At 51.2% G+C, this 22,743-nt stretch carries 18 protein-coding genes, 2 tRNA genes and 2 rRNA genes (1 of these 22 running past the window's edge); 14 read left to right on the top strand and 8 right to left on the bottom strand.

The genetic code is table 11. The features are described from left to right. Positions 1-16: 16 nt before the first annotated feature. From JMG82_RS03395 to JMG82_RS03360, 8 genes are all read right to left on the bottom strand, one after another. Positions 17-1,267: an OprD family outer membrane porin gene (locus JMG82_RS03395; protein WP_201353532.1), complete on the bottom strand. Its 1,251-nt coding sequence runs from the start codon at positions 1,265-1,267 to the stop codon at positions 17-19. Positions 1,268-1,410: 143 nt separating this feature from the next. Beyond that, on the bottom strand, positions 1,411-2,262 hold the full coding sequence (locus tag JMG82_RS03390; protein ID WP_201353531.1) for an ABC transporter ATP-binding protein: 852 nt from the start codon (positions 2,260-2,262) through the stop codon (positions 1,411-1,413). Further along, positions 2,262-2,945 (bottom strand): molybdate ABC transporter permease subunit, encoded by a 684-nt coding sequence (gene modB / locus JMG82_RS03385; protein ID WP_201353530.1) that lies wholly within the window; start codon positions 2,943-2,945, stop codon positions 2,262-2,264. Before modB ends, JMG82_RS03390 begins: the two co-directional genes overlap by 1 nt. Continuing rightward, positions 2,945-3,340: a TOBE domain-containing protein gene (locus JMG82_RS03380; protein ID WP_201353528.1), complete on the bottom strand. Its 396-nt coding sequence runs from the start codon at positions 3,338-3,340 to the stop codon at positions 2,945-2,947. Before JMG82_RS03380 ends, modB begins: the two co-directional genes overlap by 1 nt. Next, positions 3,337-4,080 carry a molybdate ABC transporter substrate-binding protein gene (gene modA, locus JMG82_RS03375; RefSeq protein ID WP_201353527.1) on the bottom strand — a complete coding sequence of 248 codons (744 nt, stop codon included), beginning with the start codon at positions 4,078-4,080 and terminating at the stop codon, positions 3,337-3,339. The genes JMG82_RS03380 and modA overlap by 4 nt, the downstream gene beginning before the upstream one ends. 23 nt (positions 4,081-4,103) lie before the next feature. After that, complete coding sequence (locus tag JMG82_RS03370; RefSeq protein ID WP_201353526.1) at positions 4,104-5,666, bottom strand: OprD family outer membrane porin; 1,563 nt, start codon at positions 5,664-5,666, stop codon at positions 4,104-4,106. 23 nt (positions 5,667-5,689) lie between these two features. Continuing rightward, positions 5,690-6,481, bottom strand: coding sequence for a TOBE domain-containing protein (locus JMG82_RS03365; protein WP_201353525.1), 792 nt, complete (start codon positions 6,479-6,481; stop codon positions 5,690-5,692). Positions 6,482-6,722: 241 nt separating this feature from the next. Next, positions 6,723-8,651 carry a thioredoxin domain-containing protein gene (locus tag JMG82_RS03360; protein ID WP_201353524.1) on the bottom strand — a complete coding sequence of 643 codons (1,929 nt, stop codon included), beginning with the start codon at positions 8,649-8,651 and terminating at the stop codon, positions 6,723-6,725. Positions 8,652-9,063: 412 nt separating this feature from the next. Here JMG82_RS03360 and JMG82_RS03355 point away from each other — a divergent pair, with 412 nt between their 5' ends. The 14 genes from JMG82_RS03355 to JMG82_RS03290 all read left to right on the top strand — a co-directional run. After that, entirely contained in the window at positions 9,064-9,660 is a 597-nt protein-coding gene (locus tag JMG82_RS03355; RefSeq protein WP_236579208.1) for a TetR/AcrR family transcriptional regulator, read from the top strand. A gap of 57 nt (positions 9,661-9,717) precedes the next feature. Further along, a complete protein-coding gene (locus tag JMG82_RS03350; protein ID WP_201353522.1) occupies positions 9,718-10,254 on the top strand; it encodes a carboxymuconolactone decarboxylase family protein in 537 nt (178 codons plus the stop codon). 3 nt (positions 10,255-10,257) lie between these two features. Then, the gene (locus JMG82_RS03345; RefSeq protein ID WP_201353521.1) at positions 10,258-10,596 is read left to right on the top strand and encodes a hypothetical protein; all 339 of its coding nucleotides are present in this window, start codon (positions 10,258-10,260) and stop codon (positions 10,594-10,596) included. Between the two features lie 62 nt (positions 10,597-10,658). Beyond that, positions 10,659-12,425, top strand: a complete 1,767-nt coding sequence (dsbD, locus tag JMG82_RS03340) for a protein-disulfide reductase DsbD (protein ID WP_201353520.1) — start codon at positions 10,659-10,661, stop codon at positions 12,423-12,425. A 264-nt stretch (positions 12,426-12,689) separates the two neighbouring features. Further along, the gene (locus tag JMG82_RS03335) at positions 12,690-13,937 is read left to right on the top strand and encodes an amidohydrolase family protein (RefSeq protein ID WP_201353519.1); all 1,248 of its coding nucleotides are present in this window, start codon (positions 12,690-12,692) and stop codon (positions 13,935-13,937) included. Between the two features lie 55 nt (positions 13,938-13,992). Continuing rightward, positions 13,993-14,562 carry an anthranilate synthase component II gene (locus JMG82_RS03330; RefSeq protein WP_201353518.1) on the top strand — a complete coding sequence of 190 codons (570 nt, stop codon included), beginning with the start codon at positions 13,993-13,995 and terminating at the stop codon, positions 14,560-14,562. After that, positions 14,562-15,755, top strand: a complete 1,194-nt coding sequence (locus tag JMG82_RS03325) for a hypothetical protein (protein ID WP_201353517.1) — start codon at positions 14,562-14,564, stop codon at positions 15,753-15,755. The genes JMG82_RS03330 and JMG82_RS03325 overlap by 1 nt, the downstream gene beginning before the upstream one ends. A gap of 88 nt (positions 15,756-15,843) precedes the next feature. Then, complete coding sequence (locus JMG82_RS03320; protein WP_201353516.1) at positions 15,844-17,151, top strand: ATP citrate lyase citrate-binding domain-containing protein; 1,308 nt, start codon at positions 15,844-15,846, stop codon at positions 17,149-17,151. Positions 17,152-17,163: 12 nt separating this feature from the next. Next, positions 17,164-18,984: a citrate/2-methylcitrate synthase gene (locus JMG82_RS03315; protein ID WP_201353515.1), complete on the top strand. Its 1,821-nt coding sequence runs from the start codon at positions 17,164-17,166 to the stop codon at positions 18,982-18,984. A gap of 65 nt (positions 18,985-19,049) precedes the next feature. Further along, positions 19,050-19,715, top strand: coding sequence for a pilus assembly FimT family protein (locus JMG82_RS03310; RefSeq protein ID WP_201353514.1), 666 nt, complete (start codon positions 19,050-19,052; stop codon positions 19,713-19,715). 251 nt (positions 19,716-19,966) lie between these two features. Continuing rightward, positions 19,967-21,494, top strand: a 16S ribosomal RNA gene (locus tag JMG82_RS03305). Between the two features lie 194 nt (positions 21,495-21,688). Continuing rightward, a tRNA-Ile gene (locus JMG82_RS03300) sits at positions 21,689-21,765 on the top strand. Between the two features lie 102 nt (positions 21,766-21,867). Further along, a tRNA-Ala gene (locus tag JMG82_RS03295) sits at positions 21,868-21,943 on the top strand. Between the two features lie 350 nt (positions 21,944-22,293). Then, positions 22,294-22,743: ribosomal RNA gene (locus JMG82_RS03290) — 23S ribosomal RNA — on the top strand; it runs 2,714 nt beyond the window's last position. Together the 16S and 23S rRNA genes with 2 tRNA genes alongside form the textbook arrangement of a ribosomal RNA operon.

The following is a 22,743-nucleotide window of genomic DNA, read 5'->3' as shown; positions in this document are numbered from 1 at the left end:
GCTAATGGAATTTGGCTCATGTATTGAAGTTGTAGTTGGCGATGAGTCTAAGTTGGCTGAAATCTTCGTTGGCGTCGGTTCTGTCGTCGACGATGGCGTAGGCAACTGTCAGTTGCAACGTCTCCGCGACGGCGTATTCGGCGGCGATGTCGATTTCGTCGGTTTCGTACGCGTCACGCTTGTCTGCTTCGAAGTGTGCATACGCGAGTCCGGCGTTGAGCCCTTCCAGGCCGATGCCGCCAAAGTCGTAACCGATCGCCCCCATCCAGGCATCCCCCCTCTGCCCGATGGCATCGAGGGTCTGGTCTTCCATCGAGGTGAAAAAAGGTCCGCCGCCCAGACTTCCGAAAGCGCCCGTATCGCCATTGTCGCTGTTGTAGGCAGCCATCAGCGTCACGCCGTTTTCAAATCCCGCTTCTATACTCACGCCTACGGTGGAGCTGTCTATTTTGCCAAGAAGTTCGTCTCCTCTCTCTTTCGCCGTATCGTACTGAAGCCCAAAAACGAACTCCGCCACGGAGGTCGGCAGCGTATACCCTGCTTCGAGGTAGACAACGTCGGCGATGTCAATCATGGCGTAATACCACGCCTGCAACGAGAGGTTTTCGAACCCTTCGTAGACGGCGGAAGCGAGATAGATGCCATCACACGACGCCTCCGCACCCAGGACCTTTTCGACCGGGACGAACTTTTTGGCGTCGATGCCGTTCTCCCATCCGCCCATCTGATCGACCTGTCCCAGTGTCAGGGTGAGCCCTTTGATGTCGCTGTTGGTCAGCAGGTAGGCCAGGAAGTAGTTGGGCATCATGCGGATGTCGTCGCTGTCGGCGTGGGGGGTGTCGATCATCTGACGGCCTATTTTGATCTCTGTTTCTCCCCATTTGCCATCGATGAAGGCCTGGGAGAGGGTGGCGAAGCCTTTTTTGTCCGCGTCGAAGAAGTCGGGATTGACCCCGTCGGGGTTGTCGTCGCCCAATCCCGGGTCGGCGACGACGTAGGCTTCCGCACCGACCATCAGGCCATGCCATCGCTTGCTATCGAGGTGGATATGGCCGCCGACGGCGAAGGCACTGTTGTCGGGGTCTGCCGTGTCGCCTTCGGCGTTCCAGTCGATATACCCGACACGAATCTGCGCATCGGTGTGTTCGAGTGGTTTTACCTCACCGAGTATCTGACGCACGGTACGTGGGGTGTTTTCCGTCTCTGCCGCAACGATTTCACCGCTCAGCATCGCGATGGTCGCTGTCGAAAGAAGAATTTTTTTCATAACACGCCCTTTAAAATGATAACTGATATCAAAACAACGGTAGAATCATCGCGCAATCGAGCTTAATTAACAATAAAATGATAATAAATATCAAAATAATTTTCACCGGAAAGAGGAAACCTTGGATAGACAGGTGCAGCGTTTTATTTGGACACGACAGGCGCGAAGGCTTTGGCGCTGACAGTGACGGTATCGCCGACGGTTAGAGTTTCGGCTTCCGCTTCGTCCAGGACCACTTCGACGATCTGTTGGCCGATGGCGATGACGGCGACATGGATGACATCGCGTTTGACAATGTCGAGCAGTTCGCCCTCGAAAGAGAACTTCTGGCTGCCGGCGGTTTTTAGAAGCACCTCCGCTGGCGTACCATCGCGGACAATTTGGCCGTGATCCAGCATGACGACGCGATCGGCGAGGCGGTAGATTTCGCTGGGGTCGTGGCTGACCATCAGGCTTGTTGTGCCGAACTCCTTGTGAAGTCGTAATATGTAAAACTGCAGGCGGTTGCGCATGGCGGGGTCGAGGGCCGAAAGGGGTTCGTCCATCAGCAAAAGTTTCGGGCGTTTCATCATGGCGCGGCAGAGGGCCACGCGCTGCTGCTGACCGCCGCTGAGCGTGGCGGGGTGGCGGTGGGAGAGCTCTTCGAGTGCCGTGAGACGAAGCAGATGGGTGGCGAGCGTTTTGTCGTTTTCGACGAAGAGGAGATTCTGCAGAATCGTCATGTTTTCAAAAAGTGCGTAATCTTGGAAAACGAAACCGATTTCACGGTTCTGCGGCGGAAGGGAGGTTTTGTCATCGAGCCACACTTCATCGCCGACGACAATTGTTCCCTGTGCTTCCTCCAGGCCCGCGATCGTGCGAAGAAGGGTCGTCTTGCCGCTACCGCTCTCTCCGGCGAGGGCGACGAAACTCTTCTCTGCGATTTCGAGTTTCACACGCAGCCGCATCTTGCCCGTACTTCCCGCAAGAGGTTTGAGAATGTCGATGAGAATCATCAATAGACCCCCAGCCTTCGTTTCTGGTAGCGGTTGAAGATATAGACGCCAAGGAGCACGACGAAGCTGATGACGACCATGACGGCGCTGTAGATGTGGGCGGTCGTGTAGTCCATCGTCTCGACCAGTTCGTAGATGGCGACCGAGGCGACTTTCGTCTCTCCCGGAATCGAGCCGCCCACCATCAGTACGACGCCGAATTCACCGACCGTGTGGGCGAATGTGACGATGAGTGCCGTCATCAGGGAGGGTTTGATGTTGGGCAGCGCCACTTTGAACAGTGTCTGGGTGGGGCTCTTGCCGGCGATGTAGGCCGCTTCGATCATGTTTTTGTTGAGGCTTTCAAAACCGCTCTGCAGCGGCTGGACCATGAAGGGAAAGGAGTAGAGGCAGCTGGCGATGACGAGCCCGGTAAAGTTGAAGACGAGCTGGATGCCGAAAAGATTGTTGAAAAAGGCGCCGATTGGGGAGTTGGCCGAAAGCCCCCAGAGGATATAGAAGCCAAGCACCGAAGGGGGCAGCACGATCGGCAACGACGCAATCGCTTCGATGGCGGGTTTGAAGCGGGTGCGCGTGCGGCTCAGCCACCAGGCGGTGGGCAGGGCGATGAAAAAGAGGATCAACGTCGTCACGCTTGCGAGTTTGAACGAGAGAATGAAAGGGTTCCAGTCGATCATATTCATCACAACACCTTCAAAATGGAGAGTTCGCTCGCCTGAAAGAGGGCGAAGGCGGTGTCGCCAGTTGCGTAAGCGGGATCGGTCAGGGCGCTTTTGGGCACGATGCTTTCGATCGTCGTATCCGCGAAACGCACTCTCAGCGAAACGAGAAGCGTCCCTTCGGTCACCTTTTCGACCGTGACGGGAATCTGGTTGGATATCGCGACATCGGGGTGCAACTCTTTCGCGAGGGCGACATGGGTCGCTTTTACGCCGAGCTCAACTTCACGGCCGGGCTCGATGCCTTCGGGAAGTTCCAGAGCGATCATCGTAAGTCGTTCACCGGAAGCGTCGAACGTGACGCACGAGACCCCTTCGTGCAGGTGGGCCTGCAAGACTCGTGCATGTATGCGGTTCATGGGAGTATGTATCCGTATTTTTTAAAAATGGCTCGGGCTTCCGGACTGAGGATGAAATCGTAGAAGATTCGGCACGCTTTGTTCTTTTTGGCATTTTTGAGCAGCACGATACCCTGGTCGATCGGGGTGTAGAGGGAGGGGTCGACCGTCATCCAGTGACGTCCCTCTTTGAAACGACGCATCTTCGGGCTGAAGAGAGAGGATTTGGCGATCATGCCGATGTCGGCGGCCGTCATCGTGTAGGCGACGGTTTGCGAAATGCTTTCGGCGAAGATGATTTTGGGTTTGACGCGCTCGTAAAGAGCGCTTTTTTTCAGGGCTTCGACTGCGGCTTTGCCGTAAGGGGCAGTATTTGGATTGGCGACAGCGATACGCCTGATGGCAGGCGATTCCAGCAGCGAGAGGCCTTCCGAAAAGTCGTGGGGCCTGGGAGAGAAGAGTGCCAGGATCCCGCGGGCGTAGACTTTCGGCTTGGTGATGGCGATTTTTTGCTCATAGAGCGATTCGGGAAAACCCATATCCGCCGACATGAAGATCTGAAAGGGCGCGCCGTTTCGTATCTGGGCGGTCAGTTTGCCGCTGCTTCCTAGAATGGTGCGAAGCCGTATATCGGGATGTTTTCTGGAAAAAGCCGCTTTCAGATCGTCCAGCGCGTAGCTGACGTTGGCTGCGACAGCGACGGTAATCTGCGAGGCGTGAAGGGTGAAGAGCGCAAAGAGCAGAGCGAGGAGAATTTTCATAATTTTGCCTTTAAATATCAGTTTTAAAAAAGATAGTTCATCTCGAATCTGTATTCGCTGTAGGACGGATCCGCACCGGCGATCGATTTGTCGGCATCCACAAACCCCATCCGTACCCGGGCTTCCAGGCCGGGCAGATACGGAATTTTGTAAATGGCATCCAAATGCATAACCTGCCTATCGGTCGGTGTCAGAGGGACCCTGTTCCCCTCGATCACGACAAATTTGCCCTCGTCGTAATCCTGCCACGCATACCGGAGCATGAGACTCAGCCCTCGAACAAGATCCGCTTTTTCGAAATCGTAATCGCCCCGGATCATCCATGTGTCGGTATTGGCCTGCCAGTTGTACTGACCCATGGCGCGGGTGAATCCTCCGGTGGGAAACCCACGCCACGGCGCCACGATGTCGGCTTCGTCTCCGATGTGCGAATAACCCACCCGGAATTTCCACGGTGCCTCGCTCTTTATATCGAGACGCCCGGCGATGAGCCATCCATCCAGTGAGTAGGGATCGTCGTAACCGCCATTCTCTCCGTTCGCTTTGCCGTAGGGACCGATCAGTCCCATCAGATTCGCCCCACCGATGCTGCCGCCACCGTTGTCGAATTGACGCATGTATCGGATACCCGCAACAAGTTTGAAACTGCCCATATTCACCGTGTAGTCTCCTTGTGCGGTGAAAGAGGAGAGGACATCGGGCACGGCAGTGAAGTTGAGCATCGCTTTGAGACGGGGAACGGCCATACTCCACACCTCCGCCACGAGAAGATCGTGTTTCGTCGATTTTCCCGCTTTTTTGTAATTGTCGTAGGAGAGTCCGCGATGCATCGCCGAGTCGTCGTTGTTTCCGAATGCGTTGATCAGATTGTCTTCTCCCGAAAGATTTTCGAAAGAGTTCTTTCCATACGTGAGGACATCGTGGAATTGCGTATGGTCACGCAATTTCTGCTTTGTGAACCATCCAATTTTGAAAAGATGCCCCGGAAGGTCTTTCGAGACGAGTGTCAGTCCCTCGAATGTATTGGGTATCATTTTCGTATCGTTGCTTCTGGTCAGGAAACTCTCGAATTTTTGACGGCCGTATCGCACGCTGCTTTCAGAGATTCTGTATTCGCCATAGAGCTGGGCGATCACATTCATATGGTATCGGTCTTTTTCGAGTACGTCGTGGCGGCTTAGAACATCTTTTCCCGCTTTGAGATAGGGGATTTTTTCGGCATCCATATGCCACGGATTCTGGCTGCTGTAGGCATCGATGGTTGCGCTAAAGCCGTGAAAACAGGCCGATTTGAGCATCAGGCTCGCACCCATTCCGATGGCCCAGTTGTCTTGGCGCACATCGTCGCCCTTCTTCCAGTCCCATCGGAAGCTGTTCAGGCGCAGGCGCCCGTACCACTCACCACGGGTGAAGATCTCTTCGGGTTTCTCCACGCACGCAGGAACGGTGTTGTAGTCGAGCGTGCGGTTGGCATTGAGTGTCCGTTTTGGCACAGATATGGTGTTGGCCGCCAAACCGGCTCCGCTCAGGAGGGTCATTCCCAGGGAAAAGAGAAAAGGTTTTTTCATCGCTTCGATTCTTTTCATTCGAACATCCCTATTGACGAAAATCAGTAGATTCCAATCATGATGTGATTCGCTTTGCAAAAAGCGTTCACTTTCATTCCTGCCTTCAGCCCCAGCATGCGGAGTGCCGATGTCCCAAGCTGCGCGCAGAGGCGGGTGCCGCCCTCGAGCTCCAGAACGACTTCGTGGTTGACGCTTCCTTTTTCGATGCGCTCGACAACGCCTTCGAAACGGTTTTCGACACCGAGTTTCACATTTGTTTCCGTGGAGAGAATCAGGGCGTTGGCTTTGAAAAGGGCGTAGACTCTCGAACCGGTGGAGATGTCGAGTTCATCCAGCGATTCGTTGGTGATCGTTGCTGTTAGAGGGTGGCCTCCTTTGAGCCGAAGGGTTACCTCCGCATTGACGGCACCCCGTTTAATCCGGATCACCTCCCCGGCGAGCTGATTGCGCGCGCTGATGCGCATCGACATCGATTTGAGCAGTCGCAAATGGCCATCCTTTGCATTGATACGCTGTGAAAGGTTGCGGAGAAACCGTTCATGTTCCTCTTCGAGAACACGGAATGTCTCTACCACTTCCCGGCCGTAGGCGGTAAGGCGTGTGCCGCCGCCTCCTTTTCCTCCGGTGACCCGCTCTACCAGGGGTTTTTCGGCCAGGTTATTCATGGTATCCACTGCATCCCATGCCGCTTTGTAACTCATCTTCATCGCTTTGGCCGCTTTGGAGATGGAACCGGTTTCGTCGATTTTTTTCAATAGTTCCATGCGGCCGTGGCCCAGAAAAGCGCGTCTTTCTTTCCCGAGCCAGAGACGACCTTCGACGGCATTGCGCACTTTCACCCCTTTTTCATCTCGACCCGGATGCCATTAAACCGCTTCTGGAGGCAACGGACGGCTTTTTCAAGGCTGCCAGGGTAAAATTTTTCGAGCTGAAAAAGCCGCACGCCATCTTCTGCAATCCGGAGGAAATTTCGAACAAACCGGTTTTCCACTCCGACCCTCTTTCCGCCTGCCGTAATGGTTCGGCAGGGCCGCTGCAAACTTAGCGTAGTATATCCAAATATATAACGCTTTTTCAAGGCAGATTTTTCAAAATTTCACGAAGGCTCTCCAGATTTTTGGCTATGGCAAAACAGGAGTGCTGGTTGCACACCATATAATCGGAATCGACTTCACTCTTCATTACTGTCCATGGATAGGAAGCCTCTTCCAAGACACTTTTGGCCTCTTTCAGCCGATTGGGAAGCGATTTGACGACAATGTCCTCTTTGATAAAACGGATCGCCACCGTGGTGAAAGCGGGATGGTAAATCGGATAGCGGGCGATTTTGTACGAATGTAACTCCAGCGTCTTGTAGACGATATCCCGGTAGGCGTCATCTAGCAGCGCTCCGAGTGTCAGCAGCACCTGATTCATGACGGCAGCGCTCGATGGATAGCTTGTATCGGCTATGTCGGCGACGGTTACGAATTCCCCGCGGCTGAAATACCATTTTCCCCGCTCATAGAATCGTTCGATGGCCCGGTTGGCGAGTTGCTGCGCCTTGAGGAGCCAAATCTCGTCCAAGGTGGTGCGGTAGGCCTGAAGCAGCGCGTCGCAGAGATAGGCGTAATCTTCCAGAAAGCCTTCGATGACCGGCTCTTTCCCGGCGAGTGCGCTGTGGTAGAGATTGCCTTTTTTTAGCATCAGCTCCAAAAGCGATTCCAGACTCGTTATGGCGCTTTTTAGGTATCTCTCGTTGATATCGGCGGCCAGGAAGAGCGATTTGACCATCATGGCATTCCATGCGGTAATGATTTTTCTGTCGATGAAAGGGTAGGTGCGGGGTTGGCGCAAAGACCGGAGAATCTGCCGCACTTTCGGCCACCATGACGGCCTATCGTTACGTTGCAAACGCACGATGTTACTGCCCTCGAAATTGCCGGAGGGTGTGATGGATAGCGCTTCACAGATGCGGGCAGCCTCGTTCGCTTCAAATCCATTTCGCTGCAGCGCATGGGTTACCTCGACGTAGTTGTAGATGAAATATTTTCCCTCCACTCCCTCCGTATCGGCATCGCTGGCAGAGTAGAAGAGGCTATTTTCGGCCATTTTTTCCTGCATGAAAGTAATGGTCTCTTCCGCGATGTCGAGAAAGAGACTCTCCCTTGTGAGTCGATAGGCTTTTAGATAGCTTTCGATCAGCAGGCCGTTGTCGTAGGTCATCTTTTCAAAATGGGGCACCAGCCACATGTCGTCGGTGCTGTATCGGCAGAATCCGCCGTCGATAAGATCATAGATGCCGCCCCGGGCCATCATTTTCAACGTATGAGTCGATATCTTCAAAGCCTCCGGGTCACCGGTGAGCCGGTGCAGGTCGATCAGCAGATTGAGAGTGGAAGCATGGGGAAATTTGGGCGCTTTGGAGAAGCCACCCCACTGGGCATCGTAACTCTCCTGCGCCTGCCTGATTGTCTTGTCGACAAGCGAAAGCTCCAGTTTCGTGGCTTTGACGGGCCCCTCGACCGGTTTTAGAAAACGCTGGATTTCGTCGGCGTTTTTGACGATGTCCTGCGGCGCTTCGGTCCATTTTTTGTGGATCACTTCGATCAGTTCCAAAAATCCCATCATATTGTATCGGCGCGATGGAGGGATGTAGGTGCCGGCGAAGAAGGGTTTTCGATCGGGTGTCATGAAGATCGACAGCGGCCAGCCCCCGGGACGCTGGTTGAGCAGCTGATGGACGCTTTGGTAATGCTTGTCGATGTCCGGCCGCTCCTCCCTGTCCACTTTGATGGAGACGAAATGGTCGTTAAGGTAGGAGGCGATGGTTGTATCTTCGAAGACCTCGTGCTCCATCACGTGGCACCAGTGGCAGCTGGAGTAGCCGATCGAAAGAAAGATTGGCCTGTTCTCTTTCAACGCTTTTGCGAAGGCTTCGTCGCACCACGGCCACCAGTCGACGGGATTGTCGGCGTGCTGCTGGAGGTAGGGGGAGTCTTCGTGAATGAGTCGGTTGGGCATGATAAGCCTTTTGAATGCATATATTTGGAGTATTGTACAGAAAAAGACTTTGGAAAATTTTAGAGTAATTACTCTTGACAGATAAAAAAATTTGATGTTATGATGCTGGAGTAATTACTCTAAAGGGCACCTCTAAAAACCCTGCGTGGATCTCAGAGGGCTTTGGAGGCATGAGATTTTCTCTGTTTTCAGTGCAGGCCTAGCCAAAGCTAAGTCAAGATGAAAATGGGGGAAAGATTGTGCCTCCAAAGCCCTCCTTTAGGGCGTTACAGCAAGCGCCATACTCGGCGTTGCCGCTCCTTGAATTGGCTTTGGCCAGTCCTGCGTCGCGGCGCCTTGATTGTGACGCTTGCCGTAACGCTGATACCGCGCAGGGTTTCTAGAGGTGCCCTAAAGGTGCATCTTGAAAAAAGTGGACAGACGTGAAATCATCCTCGAAACGGCCCTGAAACTCTTCAACGAAGGAGATACGAAGCGGGCGACGACCAACCATATCGCCGAAGCCGCAGACATCAGTCCGGGAAATCTCTATTACCATTTTGCGAACAAAGAGGTGATCATCCGCACGCTTTACGAGAAGATGACACAAACCATCGGTTTCGAAGAGAAAGCGCTTCCGGAATCGATGTGCGAATTGCGCAGTTACTGCACATTCGTAGCCGATGTCTGGTGGCAGTATCGCTTTTTTCGAAGAGAGATGCTTTTTTTAATGCAACGGGATGCGAAATTGGCGGAAATGGTGACACGGGACAATCGTCTTCAGCATGGCAAGCTCCTTTCCCTGGTGGCCCATCTGGAAAAGAAAGGGTATCTTTTGCTGCCCCATGATGATGTCATCGAAGAGTTGGCCGATACGATCATGCTCTACAGCCAATTCTGGATACCCTATCTCATGAGTCTCGGCAATCCCATCGGTGAAGAGGAAGTGCGGATGGTGACCGACCGCATTTTCTCTCTTTTCGAACCCTATATGACGAAAAAAGCCGAGGAAGAGGTTGCCCGTTGTTGATTGCACAATCGTTGCACGGAATGTTCATAAAATAAATAGAGCAAAGGAGAAACTGACATGGCATATATCGAACTGCCCGAATTTAAAGAGATGGATCCGGAGATTCAGGAGAGGGCCCGTCCGATTCTTGAGAAAACCGGGACGCTGGGAGAGATATTCAAACTTTTGGCGGTGCGCAAGGACATCTATTTCGCGACAGACGGGATGGTGCAGAATTATCTTTTGAAAGAGACGGAACTTCCCTACCGCATCAAAGAGGCGATCGCCCTGCTCATTTCCAAGGAGAATGGCTGCAAAATGTGTGTCGATGTCCACAAAAACATCGCGAAGATGCTGGGATTGTCGGAAACTCTTGTCGAACAGATACTTCAGGGCGTAGATGCCATGGATGTACCCGAAAAAGAGAAAACGCTGCTGCGTTTTTGCATACGTGCCGCGCAAAAGGACAATTACAAAATGAGGAAAGAAGATATCGATGCCCTCAAGGAGATGGGCTATACCGATTCACAGATAATCGAAGCAGTGGCGATTACAGGATATTTCAACTACATCAATACGCTCAGCAATGTTTTCGGTCTGGGCCAGGAAGGATAAACGATGAAACACTGGTTTAAAATGACACTCTGCTGCATGATAGCGACATTGGGCCTTCATGCCTACTCGGCCAAGGGCATGGTGGCCTACAAAAAACTCTGCAAACAGTGCCACGGGTCCGGTTTCAAAGGGGCTGCCATGTGCGAGAGCGAAGAGTGGGAGGCCTATTTCTTTGATGCGGCGAAACAGCTCAAGAAGGTCCACGCCAAAGACGCGAAAGCGAAAAAAGTTTTTGACTCCGGTTATTTCAAGCGTCATTTCGAATCGCTGGGCAAATTCCTGCAAAACAACGGAAGGGATATGGGTGTCGTCAGAAGTTGCGACGGGATGAACTGCGGTTGATTTACCCTGAATTTACACTTCGCTGGTATAATCGCTCCACCAATTTGAAACAGGATGAGACGATGAAACGATGGATTCTGGCATGGGTAATGCCCGTATGGCTTTTTGCCGGTTTTCTTGGTGTCGATGAGGCGTTCAAGCCTTCGGTCTCGAAAACGAAAGAGGGATTTCATGTCAAGATAGAGATTGCCGACCACATCCATCTGACGAAAAATACGCTCAGTTTTTCGGTGGAACCATCAGACAAAGCCGGATTGGGAAAATTTGCTTTGCCTCGGGCCGAGAAAGACGAATTCGGCGATGAGGTCTATACCGGCCTCCTTGAGCTCGACATACCCCTGATTCTCAAAGACCCGGCGACGAAGAAAGTGACGTTCGTCATGAAGTTCCAGGGCTGTTCGGACAGAGGTGTCTGCTATCCGCCCGTTGTGGAACGTTTTCCGTTCGATCTTCGGGGCTCTGTCAAAGCTGCCGAAAAGGGAGAAAAAGGGGTCGTTTCGGAGAAAAATGAGGCGGCTGGAAAGGCAAGCGTTTCCCACACCCTTTCGGAAGAGGAGTCGATCGCCTCGACGCTCAAAAGCGGCAGCCTCGGTTTCGTTCTTCTCACCTTTTTCGGTTTCGGTCTGCTCCTGGCGCTGACACCGTGTGTTTTTCCGATGATTCCGATACTCTCCTCCATCATCGTGGCACAAGGTGAGGGCATGACGGCAAAACGGGGGTTTGGCCTCTCACTTGTGTATGTGCTTTCCATGGCGTTGACCTATACGGCCGCAGGCATTCTGGCGGGACTTTTCGGGGCGAACCTTCAAGCGGCTCTGCAAAACCCGTGGATCATTTCCGCTTTCGCACTGCTTTTTGTGGCGCTTTCACTCTCGATGTTCGGATTTTACGAACTCCAGCTTCCGGCATCGTGGCAGACGAAACTGAGCCGCACCAGCGACGAGGCGGGAAAGAAAGGCGGCTTGGCCGGGGTGGCCGTGATGGGATTTCTTTCGGCTCTCATCGTGGGCCCCTGTGTGGCGCCGCCATTGGCGGGTGCGCTCATCTACATCGGCCAGACGGGGGATGCGCTGCTTGGCGGTGCGGCGCTTTTTGTCATGAGTATGGGGATGGGTCTTCCCCTTCTTCTCATAGGCACGGGTGCCGGAAAGCTGATGCCCAAGCCCGGTGGGTGGATGACATTGGTCAACAAAGTCTTCGGCGTCGTCATGCTGGGCGTGGCCATATGGATGCTCTCTCGAATCATTCCCGAAAGTGTTGCGATGGGACTGTGGGCATCGCTTTTTATCGTCAGTGCCGTCTATATGGGGGCACTGGAACCGTTGGACGCAGAACGTGGATGGAAGGCTCTGTGGAAAGGGTTCGGACTTGTTTTTCTGATGTATGGCCTTTTCCTACTGTTTGGTGCCTTCACCGGTGCGAAGAATCCTCTCAATCCGCTTGAGGCTTTCAAACAGAGGCCTGCAGCACTCAACGCGGCCCATGGTTCTTTGGATTTCGAAAAGGTCGATTCCCTTGAAACACTGTTGAGAAAAATCCAAACGGCAAGAGAACCTGTCATGGTCGATTTCAGAGCCGACTGGTGTGTCAGCTGCAGAGAACTTGAAGAGAGCACATTCAAAGACGATGCCGTAGTCGAAGCGCTCAAACATTACAAACTTCTTCAGGTCGACGTGACGAAAAACTCGCCGGAAGAGAAGAAAATGATGAAACATTTCGGTGTTTTCGGTCCTCCGGCGATCCTTTTTTTCAAAGACGGTGTCGAATTGCGTTCCAAAAGGATTTCCGGCTACAAGTCGCCCGAAGAGTTTCTGAAATCGGTTTCTTGATCCGTATCCATCGAAATATTCCCGCAAAGAGTCTCTTTTTGTGTAGCCGGTCAACGGCACCGGGATATCGGCTCATCCCGTTGGTCTTTTCTTCGCACTCTCCTTTGGCGAAAGGTGTCATCGTCTCCCTCTTGACGCTCTAGCAGATGCCAAGATGCAAGTGGTGAAAAGAGAGGCGTTAAGACGACTCAACCGTTCTTTACCCTCTTTTTACTATAATCTTCGCAAAAAGAATCGATCGAGGGCATTTGTATCATCCGAAAAATGCTTCAAAACAGCGTCGATGCAAAAAAGAAACGATTCGTCCAAAGGGTGCCAATGCTAATCAAAGGTGCGAAAGTCGTCAGAGAAAGCGGTGTGGAAGAGGTCGACATCCGTATCGAAGACGGGAAAATCACCGAAATCGGCAAGAATCTCAAAAACGGGAAAATCTACGATGCCCAAGGCAGTTACATCATGCCGGCGCTGGTGGATATCGGAGTTCGTGTCTTCGATGGAAAACTGCGCGGGGGCACTTTGGAAAAGCTGGCAAAAAGTGCTTACGTCAACGGTTTTGGCACGGTGGTCCTCTCCTCCTTGTGCATGCCTCGAATCGACAATGAAATTACCCTTGAATTTGCCAAGTCCCAGGCAGAACTCTGTGCCGATGCACAGATTCTGCCGCTTCTTTCGGGCGTAACACTGGAGGGGAAGTTGGCTGACTGTTCGATTCTTCTGAAAGAGGGTGCCGTGGGCATCGAATTTGAAAGTCATATCGACGGCAACCTGATTCGCCGGCTTATGGAGTATTCCAGAATGCACGGCGTAAAACTTTTCTGCCATGCCAACGATCCTTCGCTGCAGGGGGACGGTGTGATGCACGAGGGAGAGATTTCAAGCCATCTGGGACTTTCGGGCATTCCTCCGCTGAGTGAATCCTCCCAGGTGGCCCGGATTGGGGAGTTCGCGAAGGCCTATGGAGTCGAAACAATCATTATGGGTGCGTCCACATCGGAAACGCTGAAGATTTGCAGGGAAAACCCTTTTTTGAAAGCACAGGTTTCGATTCATCATCTGCTTTTGAACGACGAGGCATGCGACAACTACGACACCGCCGGCAAAGTCTGTCCACCGCTCAGGGACGAATCGGAACGCCTAAAACTGCTGGATGCTCTAAAAAACGGTGAAATTGCCATGTTGACATCCCTTCATTCGCCCGTTTCGAAAACGGCCAAAGATGCTGTCTTCGCGGAAGCTGCCTACGGAATAGAGGGCATCTCCTGTTTTCTTCCCCTACTTTATACACATCTGATTCGAAGCGGAACAATCGATCTACCCTATCTTGTGCGACTGACGGCGAGCCTGCCCGCCGAATCTGCCGGGCTCGGTCACAGAAAGGGCAAAATCGAAGTAGGCTACGATGCGGACCTTGTCCGGTTTGATCCCGAAACGAAGATACGGTACCCCGGCAGCAGGTCACCCTATGCCGGAACGGCTCTCTTCGGACATGTTGAAAAAATCGTTTTTTTATGATTTTTCATCCTTCAAGAAGATAGAATATTCCACAGAAAAGAAGAGGAAAAAACCGATGGTATTGATGATCGACAATTACGACAGTTTTACATACAATATCGTGCAGTACTGCCTGGAACTCGGTGCCGACTTGAAAATCATACGGAACGACGAACTGAGTATCGAAGAGATTCGTGCGCTCAATCCCGAAAAGATCATCATTTCGCCCGGTCCTGCCACACCCAACGAGGCCGGTGTAAGCCTGGAAGTGGTTGAAACGTTTCACAAGGATACACCGATTTTCGGGATATGCCTGGGGCATCAGACGATTGCACAGGCGTTTGGAGGCAAAGTGGTCCGTGCGAAAAACCTGATGCACGGAAAGACTTCACAGATGGAAATTCATATCGAGTCACCCATTTTCAAATTTATGCCCGATACTTTTATCGCTACACGTTACCATTCGCTCGTTGTCGAAAAAGAGAGCCTTCCGGAACAGATAATTACGACAGCTTACAGCCATGACGACCATGAAATCATGGCGCTCGAAATCGAAGGATATCCGGTGTACGGGGTGCAGTTCCATCCGGAATCGATCATGAGTGAACACGGGCATCTGATGCTCGACAATTTTCTCAAACTCTGATGGCTCGACTCAGGTTTTTTGTTTCCCTGCTGCTTCTTTTGCATCTGGCCGTTCTCGTGTGGGTGGCGTGGGGACTGCCTATCGGGCCGCACGAAGCCAAACTTTACTTCACACAGGAAAATATTGTATCCCTATTGATGCATTGGGGGCGGGAAACGCTTCCGGATTTCGGTTTTCTGAATATCAGGATTCCTTTTTTGCTGCTCCATCTTCTTAATCTTTTGCTTTTTTATAGCCTCTCGAGACTATTGCTCAAAGACGATCTTTCCGTTCTTATATCCTTCATTGTGTTTCTCTTCCTGCCGGGCATCGTCAGTTCGGCGGTTCTTGCAACGTCGACAGGGCTTATTCTGGCGGTCTATCAGGCTTTTCTTATCCTGTATATCAAAAAAAGAAGAATCGAAGCGTTGGTGCTGCTTCCGCTCTTTCTTTTTATCGACAAAAGCTGCGTCGTTTTCTATTTCGCCCTTTTTACCTACGCACTCTGGAGAAAAGAGAGATGGCTGCTGGTGTTTACGATTCTGCTTTTCGGTGCTTCGATAAGCATATACGGAATCGATATGCACGGAAAGCCGGTCAACTATTTTGCCGATACTATTGCTCTTTACGCCGCCATCTTTTCTCCCCTTGTCTTTCTCTATTTTTTCTATGCGATATACCGGATACTGCTCAAAGGTGACAAAAACATCATCTGGCACATCAGTTTTACGGTGCTTATACTCTCTTTGACAATCTCTTTGAGACAGCGTATACCCATCGAAGATTTCGCGCCCTATGTTATTGTCGCCATCCCGCTGATGGTGAAGCTGTTTTTTCAATCTTTTCGGGTACGTTTGCCGCAATTTAGAAAAAAATATCTCTATCTAGCCGGGACGGTTCTTACCGTACTTTTTCTGAATACATTGCTGCTTCTTTTTCACAAGCCTCTTTTTCTCGTCCTGGAAAATCCCGATAGGCATTTCGCTGCCCCCTTTTACATGCCTTACTGGTGCGCTACAGCACTTACGCGCGAAGGAATCGATACCATACAGGTGAAAAAACGCGCTTTGAAGTATCAATTCCGCTATTACGGTTTGGGAGAGAAGGGACCGTACAAATTTTCAAACAAACCCTGCCGCAACTGCAAAATCGTAACGATTCGATACAAAAACAGAGTTGTTGGAAAATGCTATGTTTCGAAAATAAACAATTAGAACTTTTTGCTGGAAAGATTGTCTTCAAAAAGCTTTCATTTTAAGAAATGGTGCTAAACTTATAGAATAAAAATCATAAGGAGTTGTGATGGCTCAAAAAGCGATACGAGAGTATGACGGCAAAGCCATTTTCGCCAAACATTGGAACGAATATTTCGATGGCTTTCACTACGATTTCAAATCAGTACTGGTTACAAGTGCAGACGAGCTGCGTGAAAAAGCAAAAGAACATGGATTCGAGTGGCTGACACAGGAACCTCTGGTTGTCAAACCCGACATGCTTTTTGGCAAGCGCGGTAAAAACGGACTGGTCCTGTTCAAAGTGGAAAAACCGGGTGATGTGACACTCGAGGATGCCGCGAAATGGATCGAAGAAAAACAGAGCCACGAGGTTACGCTGCTCTCCGGACAAAAAGGGATGCTGACACACTTTATCGTTGAGCCTTTCACTCCGCATACACAGGAACAGGAGTACTACATCTCCGCGACGGTTGTCGATAACGACGATGTTCTTTACATGTCTGCCGAAGGCGGTATGGAAGTCGAAGAGGGCTGGGAAGAGAAAGTCAACGAAGTCCGTATTCCGATCAATATGAGCGACAACGAGATGGAACGTGCTGTACACGCCAATGTACCCCAAGGCATTCCCGACGAAGCGAAAGAGCGTTTCGCCAACTTCGCGATTCAGTTTTTCAAGTTCTACCGCGACCTGAATTTTGCCTATCTCGAAATCAACCCGATCGTCATGATCGGCAACGATGCCCATATCCTGGACCTTGTCGCCCGTCTGGACGATACTGCCGGATTCCTGATGAAGGACAAATGGGGGAATATCGAATTCCCGACACCGTTTGGCATGGAAGATTTGTCGCCGGAAGAGAAGGCGATCGCAGAAGCAGATGCCAAATCGGGCGCATCGCTGAAATTGACAATCCTCAATCCCGAAGGCCGTATTTGGACGATGGTCGCGGGTGGCGGTGCTTCGGTCGTTTATGCCGATACGATTGCCGATCTCGCAGGTGTCAAAGACCTGGCAAACTACGGAGAATATTCCGGTGGTCCGACCGAGAGTGAAACGCAGTTCTATGCCGAAACCGTTTTCGACCTGATGACACGGTATGAAGATCCTCGGGGAAAAATTTTGATCATCGGCGGTGCTATCGCGAACTTCACCGATGTCGCGAAAACATTCACAGGAATCATCAAGGCGCTCGAGAAGTATGCCGAGAAGCTGAAAGCGCACAAAACCAAAATCTATGTACGTCGCGGTGGACCAAACTATAAGAAAGGTCTCAAAGACATCAAGGAAGCGGCAGAAAAACTGGGCCTCTACATGGAAGTCTACGGTCCGGAAACGCATGTTACCGACATTGTACGTATGGCACTTGAGAAGTAAGGGAGAGAGAAGATGAGCAACAGACTTTTTACAAAAGAGACACAAGCGATTTTCTGGAACAACAACAAAAGTGCAATCCAGCGTATGCTGGATTACGATTACGTGATAGGAAGGGAAAAACCTTCTGTCGCGGCCATCGTTGCACCCACGAGCTCCAGCAAGTTTGAAAAATTCTTTTACGGACCGGATGAAATCATGGTCCCGATGTACAAATCCACACCGGAAGCGGTTGCGGAGCACAAGAATGCCGACGTTCTTTTGAACTTCGCTTCTTTCCGGACAGCCTACGATGTCTCCATGGAGGCAATCAATCTTGGCGATCAGTTCCGTGTCATCATGGTTACGGCGGAAGGAATTCCCGAAAGATTGGCCCGCAAGATGAATCAGGCGGCCCGTGACAACGGTACGCTCATCATCGGGCCTGCGACTGTCGGTGCGATCACTCCGGGCGCATTCAAAATCGCGAATATCGGAGGAACGATAGAAAATATCATCAACTCGAAACTGCATCGTGCAGGAAGCGCCGGCTTGGTAACGCGTTCGGGCGGTCTTTTCAATGAACTTTGCAACATTATTTCTCTCAATGCCGACGGGATTGCCGAAGGTGTTGCAATCGGTGGCGACCGTTTTGTCGGATCGGTGTTTATCGATCACCTTTTGCGTATGGAAGAGAACCCGGATGTCAAATATATGATACTTCTGGGTGAAGTGGGTGGCACCGAAGAGTACAAAGTGATCGAAGCGGTGAAATCGGGCAAGATCAAAAAGCCGATCATTGCCTGGTGTATCGGGACGATCGCCAAATACTTCAGCAGCGGCGTCCAGTTTGGCCACGCAGGCGCGAGCGCCAATGCCGAGCGTGAAACCGCCGAAGCCAAAAACGCTGCGATGCGTGAAGCGGGCATTCATGTACCCAACAGCTTCAACGATATTCCGCAGATGATTCATCAGGTCTATACGGATCTCAAGAAAGAGGGAGTGATTCAGGAGATCGAAGAGCCTGAAATCAGAACGATTCCTGCAATGCGCAAGCCGAAAAACTTCATCTGTACAATCAGTGACGATCGGGGCGAAGAGGCCACTTATGCGGGTTATCCGATCAGCTCCGTTGCAACGCCGGATACGGGCAAAAGCATTGGAGATGTTGTCAGCCTTCTTTGGTTCAAAAAGGTCTATCCGAAATGGGCGACAGATTTCATCGAAACGGTCATCAAGACGGTTGCCGACCATGGCCCGGCAGTTTCCGGTGCACACAATGCGAAAGTTACGGCACGTGCCGGCAAATCCGTCGTAGAATCGCTCGTGACCGGCCTTTTGACTATCGGTCCCCGTTTCGGCGGTGCCATCGACGGTGCAGCCAAATATTTCAAATACGCCAACGACAACAATATGACACCGCAGGAGTTCCTGGCCTATATGAAAAAACAGGGTATTCCGATTCCGGGTATCGGCCATCGAATCAAATCGCTGCGCAATCCTGACAAACGTGTCGAAGGGTTGAAAAAGTATGCGAATGAGTTCTTCCCGAGCACATCGCTGCTTGAGTATGCACTCGAGGTGGAACAGCTTACAACTTCCAAAAAAGACAACCTTATCCTCAATGTCGACGGAACCATCGGCATCCTAATGGTCGATATGTGGCGGGCGTTGGGATATACCGAAAAAGAGATCGACGAGTTTATCGAAAGTGGTACACTCAACTCGTTCTTCATCCTCGGACGCACGATTGGCTTCATCGGCCATGTACTTGATGAAAAACGTCTTGCTATGCCGATGTATCGCCATCCGATGGATGATATCCTATACGATGTGAAACCTGCCGAAAAAATCTAAACCATTCTTCTAAAAAGCCTTGTGGTATAATTGGTGAAAAACCAGTTGTACCCGAGGTTCTACCCATGAAACATGCTTTTACAATGTTGGAGCTGATTGCTGTCATAGTAATCGTAGCGATCCTTTCTGTTGTCATGATACCAAGATTCAGTGATGATAAATTAAGAGAAGTGGCCGACCAGGTCATTTCACACATTCGATATACCCAACATCTTGCGATGATAGACAACAAGTATGACGCTCAAAAATCGGATTGGTACAAAGAACGTTGGCAGATATTTTTTTCCAAAAGCAGTGACTCTTCGCTTGGAAATGCCTGGGCATATACTATCTTTTCAGACGCATTTACCCACACCGGCAAGCCGGATCCGACTGAAGTCGCCTCCGATCCCGAAAACAGTGGAAAAAAACTGACGGGTGGTTACACAAGCGGGGGTTCCGGCATAGAGTACAGCGATTCAAGATCCACACCATCCATGAATATAGAAAGAACATACGGCATCAAGGATGTAGTGTTTCAAAATTGCGGAAACAGTGCCAAAAGAATATCTTTTGACAATCTTGGACGGCCATATTATGGTGATTTGAGTACCAGTACAGATCCATATTCCCGCTTAATAAAGAATCAATGCCGAATTGTTTTATGCGAAACGACATGCGGCAGCGCCGCAAATGATGAAAAAGTGATTATCGCAATAGAGCCGGAAACCGGCTATGTGCATATGCTTTGATTAATTTTATGGAAATTGGGAATTTTTTCCCCGGATTACTTGACAAGGGGTTGGCTACCTGCTATAATTCCCGTCCGCAAACAGAGGAAGCCGACGGGTCGAGTGATCTCAGAGGCGAGTTTGCAGGAGTCGGAAAGACGACGAGATCTTTGACAACCGAGTAAGAGATAAGTAACAACCTTTGAGTGATTATTTTTGGCCGTTTTTTAGTAAAAACGGTCAGTTAGTCGACAGGGACTGACACTTCATATATTATGGAGAGTTTGATCCTGGCTCAGAGTGAACGCTGGCGGCGTGCTTAACACATGCAAGTCGAACGAGAACGGTCCGATGAACCTTCGGGGGATTCGGATGTCAGCTAAGTGGCGCACGGGTGAGTAATGTATAGGTAACATGCCCCTTAGAGAGGGATAACGGCTGGAAACGGCCGCTAATACCTCATATTCCTGTATGACACAAGTTGTATAGGGAAACGGTGTATTCCGCTAAGGGATTGGCCTGTATCGTATCAGCTAGTTGGTAGGGTAACGGCCTACCAAGGCGATGACGCGTAGCTGGTCTGAGAGGATGATCAGCCACACTGGAACTGAGACACGGTCCAGACTCCTACGGGAGGCAGCAGTGGGGAATATTGCACAATGGGGGAAACCCTGATGCAGCAACGCCGCGTGGAGGATGACGCTCTTCGGAGTGTAAACTCCTTTTCTGTCGGAAGATGATGACGGTATGACAGGAATAAGCACCGGCTAACTCCGTGCCAGCAGCCGCGGTAATACGGAGGGTGCAAGCGTTACTCGGAATCACTGGGCGTAAAGGACGCGTAGGCGGCCGGATAAGTCAGATGTGAAAGCCCACGGCTCAACCGTGGAACTGCATTTGAAACTGTTTGGCTAGAGTCTGGGAGAGGCCGATGGAATTGGTGGTGTAGGGGTAAAATCCGTAGAGATCACCAGGAATACCGATGGCGAAGGCGATCGGCTGGAACAGTACTGACGCTGAGGCGTGAAAGCGTGGGGAGCAAACAGGATTAGATACCCTGGTAGTCCACGCCCTAAACGATGGATGCTAGTCGTTGTGATGCTTGTCATTGCAGTGATGCAGCTAACGCAATAAGCATCCCGCCTGGGGAGTACGGTCGCAAGATTAAAACTCAAAGGAATAGACGGGGACCCGCACAAGCGGTGGAGCATGTGGTTTAATTCGAAGATACGCGAAGAACCTTACCTGGGCTTGACATCCCACGAACCGGCCAGAGATGGCTGGGTGCTACTTCGGTAGAGCGTGGTGACAGGTGCTGCACGGCTGTCGTCAGCTCGTGTCGTGAGATGTTGGGTTAAGTCCCGCAACGAGCGCAACCCTCGTCCTTAGTTGCCAGCACTTCGGGTGGGCACTCTAAGGAGACTGCCTGGGTAACCAGGAGGAAGGTGAGGACGACGTCAAGTCATCATGGCCCTTATGTCCAGGGCGACACACGTGCTACAATGGCGTGTACAATGAGAGGCGATACCGCGAGGTGGAGCAAATCTATAAAACACGTCCCAGTTCGGATTGCAGTCTGCAACTCGACTGCATGAAGTTGGAATCGCTAGTAATCGTGAATCAGCCATGTCACGGTGAATACGTTCCCGGGTCTTGTACTCACCGCCCGTCACACCATGGGAGTTGATTTCACCCGAAGCGGGGAAGCTAAACTGGCTACCTGCCACGGTGGGATCAGCGACTGGGGTGAAGTCGTAACAAGGTAACCGTAGGAGAACCTGCGGTTGGATCACCTCCTTTCTAGAGAAAAAAGGTCAGAGATTCGTTTCTTTGACTGAAAAAGCTCGAAGGTTGTGACGCGTCTTTTGCTCGGTTGTCAGAGATCTCGGAGTTCTTTGAAAACTAAAAGTGAAAAGTTAAAAACTAAAAGTTCAGGTGAGCTGCTTTGCAGACAACCATTTAGTTTTTAGTTGTTGGTTTTTCACTGAATCAAGGGGCGTATAGCTCAGCCGGTTAGAGTGCACCCCTGATAAGGGTGAGGTCCCAGGTTCAAGTCCTGGTACGCCCACCACTTTTGGCCAGATTGCACAAAGCTAAAAGCTCACGTACATCAAGTACGCTACGCTGTAACCTTTGCACAATCTGACCAAAAGCGTTATGAAGAGACTTGTCTGGGGAATTAGCTCAGCTGGGAGAGCGCCTGCTTTGCACGCAGGAGGTCAGCGGTTCGATCCCGCTATTCTCCACCAACCGAGTACGCAGGGTTAAGCCAATGATGGATTGGTTTATCCCTGCGTGCTTTGCACGGGAGAGCCGTAAGGCAAACGACAACTGCTTGTCGTTTGTAGGCTCGCACGACGGTTGCGTTGTGCGAACGGAGTGAGTACCGCAAGACGTCCGGAAGGAGGTCAGCGGTTCGATCCCGCTATTCTCCACCATGAGTGAGTGGGAAGTTTAATTGAAGCTCTTGAGTGAGAGAGTTTCAATTAGGCTTTGCCTAAGCGTTGTTTAACATGATATTGTTCAGTAGTCTGCGTAACAATTTTGCGACAGTCTTGTTGGCAATGTTCAACAAGGCGGTAGCGCGCCATAAAGAAAAAGGTAAGTTACTCAGAGCAGACGGTGGATGCCTAGGCTGATGGAGGCGATGAAGGACGTACTAGGCTGCGATAAGCCACGGGGAGCCGCCAAGAGGCGTTGATCCGTGGATTTCCGAATGGGGCAACCCGGCACAGAGTGATCTGTGTCACCTCCTTGTGAGGGGCGAACCCGGGGAAGTGAAACATCTCAGTACCCGGAGGAAAAGAAATCAACCGAGATTCCGAAAGTAGCGGCGAGCGAAATCGGATCAGCCTGGCGAGTGATAGCTGTTTGGATAGGAGAACGACTTGGAAAAGTCGGCCAGAGAGGGTGATAGCCCCGTAACCGAAATCCTTGCAGTGGTACTAGGCTCGCGAACAAGTAGGTCGGGACACGTGGAACCTTGACTGAAGATGGGAGGACCACCTTCCAAGGCTAAATACTACCATCAGACCGATAGTGCACAAGT

The sequence above is a fragment of the Hydrogenimonas urashimensis genome, from assembly GCF_016593255.1.
Taxonomy (GTDB): Bacteria; Campylobacterota; Campylobacteria; order Campylobacterales; family Hydrogenimonadaceae; genus Hydrogenimonas; species Hydrogenimonas urashimensis.
Note: the sequence above shows the minus strand (reverse complement) of the source record. Positions and strands in the feature narration are given on the sequence as shown.